Source organism: Paraburkholderia sp. BR10954, from assembly GCF_040965775.1.
In the GTDB taxonomy this organism is placed as follows: Bacteria; Pseudomonadota; Gammaproteobacteria; order Burkholderiales; family Burkholderiaceae; genus Paraburkholderia; species Paraburkholderia youngii.
The window spans coordinates 1-6,587 of sequence record NZ_JBFRCK010000101.1 but is presented as its reverse complement, the minus strand read 5'-3'; the positions used below and the strand labels follow the sequence as shown (position 1 = coordinate 6,587).

General features: G+C 57.4%; 5 protein-coding genes and 2 pseudogenes. 6 read left to right on the top strand and 1 reads right to left on the bottom strand.

What is annotated here, in order from left to right; genetic code table 11:
* The 6 genes and pseudogenes from AB4Y34_RS40420 to AB4Y34_RS40395 form a co-directional block, all read left to right on the top strand.
* A pseudogene (locus tag AB4Y34_RS40420) lies at positions 1 to 133 on the top strand (IS6 family transposase); the annotation flags it as partial.
* Between the two features lie 229 nt (positions 134 to 362).
* Positions 363 to 728, top strand: a complete 366-nt coding sequence (locus AB4Y34_RS40415) for a hypothetical protein (protein ID WP_176369539.1) — start codon at positions 363 to 365, stop codon at positions 726 to 728.
* Between the two features lie 140 nt (positions 729 to 868).
* The gene (locus AB4Y34_RS40410) at positions 869 to 2,536 is read left to right on the top strand and encodes a class I tRNA ligase family protein (RefSeq protein ID WP_176369540.1); all 1,668 of its coding nucleotides are present in this window, start codon (positions 869 to 871) and stop codon (positions 2,534 to 2,536) included.
* A complete protein-coding gene (locus tag AB4Y34_RS40405) occupies positions 2,533 to 3,747 on the top strand; it encodes an MFS transporter (RefSeq protein ID WP_176369541.1) in 1,215 nt (404 codons plus the stop codon). The genes AB4Y34_RS40410 and AB4Y34_RS40405 overlap by 4 nt, the downstream gene beginning before the upstream one ends.
* Before the next feature lie 67 nt (positions 3,748 to 3,814).
* Positions 3,815 to 5,149 (top strand): lysine N(6)-hydroxylase/L-ornithine N(5)-oxygenase family protein, encoded by a 1,335-nt coding sequence (locus AB4Y34_RS40400; RefSeq protein ID WP_368719168.1) that lies wholly within the window; start codon positions 3,815 to 3,817, stop codon positions 5,147 to 5,149.
* Positions 5,146 to 6,366, top strand: a complete 1,221-nt coding sequence (locus AB4Y34_RS40395; RefSeq protein ID WP_368719167.1) for a PhzF family phenazine biosynthesis isomerase — start codon at positions 5,146 to 5,148, stop codon at positions 6,364 to 6,366. Before AB4Y34_RS40400 ends, AB4Y34_RS40395 begins: the two co-directional genes overlap by 4 nt.
* Positions 6,367 to 6,454: 88 nt before the next feature.
* On the opposite strand, the pseudogene AB4Y34_RS40390 reads toward AB4Y34_RS40395, so the two are convergent.
* A pseudogene (locus tag AB4Y34_RS40390) lies at positions 6,455 to 6,587 on the bottom strand (transposase); the annotation flags it as partial.

Here is a 6,587-nt window from a genome sequence, read left to right as displayed (position 1 = left end):
CCCGATCCGACAGCACTTTGCCCTCAAGCGACATCGGCTATCGGCTTCACGCTATCGCCAACAACTCGCCTTCCGATTTGCTGCGTGGCATCGCTTCACCGTACTCACCCAAAATCCGTCTACCGCTTTTTGAGCGACTGATCGCCCCTGCCAGCATTGCCTTGTCTCCTCTCTAACGTGACAAAGCCTTGCAGACCAGTTCTATTCGCTGGTCATATAAGGCATTCCCATCGATTAGGAACTTTCTCGACACTTCATCCCTATCGCGACACTACCAATCTGTGTCCAGAAAAATCCGGGCCGTGGCAGATGAGGCTCGCAGAAAAATTCGATCCCTTCGGAAAACCCGCAATCAGTTGTCAGTGGATCATTCAACCGAGCATCGTTGGGCTCTCAAACTGCTGGCGGCGCTGGAAAAATCGTTTCGCAGCGCCAAGGGCTTCAAGGATGTTCGGTGTGCGCTTTCGAGCACCGTTTGTCTCGAAACCGCCATTTCCAACATCCGTCGGCGCGAATGGAAGAAATGCGCCACGCCAGGCACTGCTGACCCGGCTCCGCTGGAACAGTCTTACTCGCATGCAGCGCCAGCAACATTCTGGCTCGACGGGACCCTCGTGAACCTGCTCACCGGATTTTGCCACCGCGCGACTTACCGTCCGAAATGGCAACGCGCAAACCATCGCAGTTCAGTGAGTTCCACGACGGCTGCGCCCGACGCGCCTTGCTGATCGATGCACATATCGTGGCGTCGGCCCAAATATTGCATATGCTTTTCCTTGAGCAATAGGAGCGGATATTGACCTATCTGCAATTTGACAGCACGGTCAAATAATCCTGCGCAACGTTGGTTACCCGAATGGGAGATCTGATGCCGAATGCAATTGGATTTGTCGGGTTAGGTGATACACGCACGCCGCTGCGTAAAATTGTTATTTCGCCCGTGAATTTGACCGCAAACGGACGCGCACATCTTGGTCACGCGGGTGGTCCATTTTTGCGAATGGATATCCTCGCACGCGCCTTGCGTCGTAGCGGACATGATGTTTGGTACGGACTCACTACGGACGGCTTCGAAAATCATGTCGTTGCGAAAGCGACGCAGCTCGGAGAACATCCGGCAACGATGGCCGCGCGATTTCATGAGCAGATCGGGACCGATTTGAAGGCCCTCGATATTCATCTCGACAGGTTTGATGATCCCGTTCATCGCACCAACATCGATACGTTTTTTGGTGTGCGGGAAGCACTGATGCGCAGACTGGGACAAAGCGACCAAGTCCAACTACGCCACGAACGACTGCCTGTTGACGATGCGTTGCCTTCCACAGCACCTATAGAGGACCGGTTTTCCATCGGCGCCTGGTTGGCCGCATGTTGTCCTAGCTGTTTGAAGCCGGCCGGCAGCTTCTTTTGTGAAGCTTGCGGCATGCACTTCGAGCCGTGGGATGCGGTAAAGCCCGTTTCACGACGGGGAACAATCACTGAGTGGGTAGAAAGCAAGTCGTACTTCCTGAACATGCGGAATCCGACCCAGCTAACTGTGCAATGGGAGCAAATGCACATCGAGGCACCGTTTGCGCGTATCGCGCAACGATACGTCGATCGGTGCGGGGGCACCATGCGATTGACGTTGCCCGGGCTCTATGGCGTTCCATGGCAAGCCGATGCTTGCGTGAATCGTCAGATTCTCTTTAGCTATTCCGCAGGCTGCTACACGCACCATCTCTACTGCGGTGAGCGGTATGCACAAGAGCGCGGTGTGGCGAATCCCTTTTCGCATGGGAGTGACACATTCCTGATCTGCTCGACGGGGATCGACAATACAATTCCGGTGCTCGTCGGGGTCACGGGTTGTGCGCTTGTGCAGGAAAATTTTCGTCCTTTCGACAGCGTGAACTTCAACTACTTCCTCAAGCTGAACGGCAGCAAATTCTCGACTAGCCGCGGCCACGTTATCTGGGCTGGTGATATCGGAAACATAAACGGCATCAACACGGATGCGCTGCGCGTGTACCTCTCCGAAATATGTCCCGAGGAAGAGGAAACAGATTTTCGTGTTGGCAACATGCTTGGCCGTCACAATCATCTCGTCTCAACGGTCGGGACGCTTGTCGCAAGCGCCTGCGCCACGATAGTCGAAAATCCGGCTTTTCGCGGCGAGCCGGCATTCGATTCGTCGCTGTTCGCGAGGCTCGTCGAGCTGTATGGTGAGCAAAGCGCCGCGCTGTCACCCGACAAGCTGCGGGTTTCGCTGGCGTCAAAGCCGCTTATGGCATGGCTGGATCTCGCCAACGAAGCGCGCACGCCAGCCACGGCATATACGTGGCTCAAAGGCCTCGCATTCCTGGCTGCCCCACTGATGCCGCGCACCGCCGACGCCATCTGGGTATGGCTTGGACATGCCGATACTCCATCGGCATCCGCTTTTCCGGAAACCCGTCAGATACCGGATGCAAAGGCGCCCAATCTCCACGAGTCGCGACTGTTGCATGAGCATGATCTTTCCAACTGCCTTCCTGCGAGCATGGACTCATGAGTGCACCCGCCGAACTGCCTTCCGCGCTCAAAGCTACCGCGTTCATACCGTTCCTGGTTGCGAGCGCTGCGCTTGCGGCGGCCTATGGGGCAAGTTTTCTGCTGGCCGACTATCTGCGCGCAAGCGGGCTCGACGTTTCAATGGCGGGCACCGTGATTTCGAGCGGCATCTTCACCATGATCATCAGTTCGCTGTTCGCCGGCTGGATAGCGCAACGGATCGGACTGATGTCGACGATCATCGCAGCTGCCGGGGCGATGTCCGCGGCGATGCTCGCGTTTGGGCTGACACGCGTCGATTTGAGGATTGCCTTCGCCGGTGGACTGTTGCTGGGTCTAGGTTGGTCGGCGTTCAATATCCTCGCGCCGCTCCAGATCATCCACCACTTGAAGCCTTCAGCGCGGATCAGATATTTGACGCTTTTGTCAGGCGCCCAAATGGCAGGACTCGGATTCGCTTCACCTACTGGCCATTTCCTCGCGCACCGATTCGGTTCATTTTACGTCGTTTATATCGGTTTGGCTTGTGTCTGCCTTTCTGCTGCCGTCGCACTCGCGATAGTCCGGAAGCTTATGCAAGGCACCCCGCACTTATCGATGGCAGCGGTTGGCATCACACCTTCCCTAGCCGCATCGGTCTTGTGCTCGACCACCCGCATGCCCATTGCGATGATCGGACTTGCCGCCTGCGCTTTTGCGGGGCTTTCGACTTACCAGACGGCGTACGCAGAATCTCGACACCTGCCCGCGGAACTTTTCTTCCTGACGTTCACCTTGACGACCGTAGTATGCCGGTTCACGCTTGCGCCAGCAATCAGCAGGCTGCCTGTTCGCAAGCTCGCATTCGCGCTGTTCATCGCCACACTCGCCGCGCTAGCGCTCTTCATCTGCAACCGCAGCAGCTCAATTGTCTATGTAATCAGCGCCTGCGTTTTCGCCATAGGCTATGGACTCACCTATTCGACCTTGAACAGCATGGCTGTCAATCTTGCCGGCGACGCGGAATTGTCCGTGCCGGTCACTTCCCAAGTCTTCACGATCGCGTACTTTGCCGGTGTGTTTGGCTTTCCCTACATCGCTGGAATGCTGGTCGCTCACGGCGGGATCAATCTCATGCTGACGGTAACGCTTGCCATTGCCTCCGTAAACGTCCTGTTGCTAGCCCGAACCCACTCGGGAAGCCCGCGGCCCGCGGTGACGGCGCACTATTGATGTCAGAGCCGGTTTGACTGTAGGTAGTCGAGCATTCCAAGGTAAATTTTCGTCGCGAGGTCGTCAAATGAGCAGAGAGTCTGTCGTCGCCGTTGGTGCAGGTCCAGCAAACCTGAGTCTCGCTGCGCTTGCGTATAACCAGCGTGAGCTTGCCGTGACTGTATTTGAGCGAGCACTTGATCCTGCGTGGCATCCAGGATTGATGGTCGACGGGGCACTGATGCAGACGAGTTTCCTGAAAGACCTTGTCTCGCTTGTCGACCCGACCAACCCATACTCGTTTCTTTCGTACCTGAAGGACCACCGGCGTCTCTATCGAGCCGTCGTGTGCGGGTTGGACCGTATCACGCGGCAGGAGTTTCAAGATTATCTGAAATGGGCTGCCATGCGGTTGCCCAATATCCGCTTCGGCACGGCCATCAATGAAATCGACCTAGATCGCGATTCATTTTGCGTGCGTGCCAAGGAAGAAACGGTGCGCACGAAGACGGTCGTCATCGGTGTGGGCCGGGAACCGTTCGTTCCTGACTTCGCACGCCTAATTCGCGGAAAGAACGTTTTTCATAGCGGCGCATTCCTGAGTGAAAAGCGGAATTTTTCAGGTTCGAGCGTGGCGGTGGTGGGCGGCGGCCAAAGCAGCGCCGAACTCGTCAGCGCGCTACTGCGCGGGTTACATGGAGAACCGACATCGATTACGTGGGTGTCGCGTCGGCCAAATCTGTTTGCCCTCGAAGACAGCCCATTCGTCAATGAATGGTTCTTTCCCCAACACAGCATGTGGTTCCAACGGTGTTCACGCGAGGCGCGTGAACGATTTCTGATGGGGCAGGAACTGGCGGGCGATGGCGTCAGCGCCTCGACGCTTCGGGAAATCTATCAACTCTTGTACGAGCGCGAAGTGGCGCATAAGGCAAGGCCGGGCGCCTGCGAGATACGGATCGATTCGTCGGTCGAGGCAATGAGTCTCGACGGGCCTGGTTATTTGTTGACAGTGCGTGACCGCGTGAACGGCGATGTGATGCACGCATATGCGGATGTCGTCATTCTCTGCACAGGGTACAGATCCTCGCTGCCGCGGTTACTCGAGCCTTTACGAAGCCGGCTGTCGTTTGTGCAAAACACATTAGGAGATACGGAGCTTGAGATACGCGATGATTTTTCCGTGGTCCTGGATGGGCCGCCCGGCTGTCGGCTCTATCTGCAAAACGGCGCGCGCTCGCAGTATGGGGTCGCAGATCCCTACCTCAGTCTGCTTTCATGGCGCAGTGCGCGAATCTTGAACGCCATTCTCCGTATGGAGCGCTTCGATTGCGGTGTAATGAGCGGTGCTATCACGTGGTCAGGCGAAACCTTGGCGGCGTCGCGGAAGCCATCGCAAGAGATGACGGAGAAAATTTCATGACTCGAAAGCACGGCTTCACCACGATAGATCTCGCCGGAATGTCTCATGCGTCGTTGCCGCCGGAGCTGCAGAAGGCGCCTAATGTCGTCAATGCATTTGCTGATGACCGCTTTAGTGGCAATCCCGCGGGTGTTGTTATCTTGCGTGAATTTCCTCCGGCCGAGCAAATGCAAGCGGCTGCTCACTATGCGAAGCTGCCGACCACTGCCTTTGTGGCACCATCATCGGACCACGACGAACTCGCGTGCTTCGACATACGATGGTTTACGCCTAGTGCCGAGCTCGACCTCTGTGGGCACGCGACGCTCGCCGCGGCGCATTGGCTATTTACTCGAGGGGAAGTGCCGGGCCACGCGCTGACGTTCGGATCGAGGAGCGGCGTGCTTGCTATCACGCGCGCTGGCGATGCGATCACCATGAGCTTCCCTCGCATTCTCAGCGTCGCCGCTGACAGGGCGACGGCGCGCACCGTGTCGGACGCGCTTGGTGTGCCGCTGGTCGAATGCCGGCGTGCTTATGATGATCTGATTGCCGTGGTCGCGGAAGAGTCTATCGTCACGCGCTTTGTGCCGGATCTCGCTGCAATTCGCGGCCTTGAATGTCGTGGCGTCGTGCTGACCGCACGTACCGATCCAAACGGTTCGCTCGCGGAATATGACATCGTGTCGCGGTTTTTCGCGCCAGCGATTTCCATCGACGAGGATCAGGTGTGTGTGTCCGCGCATTGCAAGCTTCAGCCGTACTGGTCCGAGCGCTTGGGCCGCTCGAGTCTGCGTGCGTTGCAAGCCTCAGCTAGCGGTGGGCGGCTAGGACTGGACGCAAGGGGCGATCGCGTCTTAATCGAAGGTAGCGCGCGCTTCGGAGACATTGACGGCATTCGACATGGAACGGTTGCGTGCGGCCCCGTTACCACCTGTGCTATCGGTGTGACCATGCGTGAGTTCGATGGCTTGGCGAGTGAACATTCCAAGGCGCCTTTCCGGCTTGCGTCATTTCGCGTCGCTCCCGGTTGCGCCACCGTTGCGGAAGCGCATGACGTGGCGGAACTTTGGCATCTCTCCAGGGGACATGGTCGTGCGGTAGTCGACGGCCGGAGCATCGAGTTGAAGGCAGGCGACTCGGTTCAATTCGCCCCTCGAGAGCGTCACCAGTTGCACAACGTCGGAGATGAGGCTATAGAGGCCGTTTCGATTTGGTGGGAGGTGCCCCGATCATGACCATGTGCTTCGATCTTGTCGTCGTCGGCGGAGGGCTTTGTCACGTTAGAGAGAAGACAAGGCAATGCTGGCAGGGGCGATCAGTCGCTCACAAAGCGGTAGACGGATTTTGGGTGGGTACGGTGAAGCGATGCCACGCAGCAAATCGCAAGGCGAGTTGTTGGCGATAGCGTGAAGCCGGTAGCCGATGTCGCTTGAGGGCAAAGTGCTGTCGGATCGGA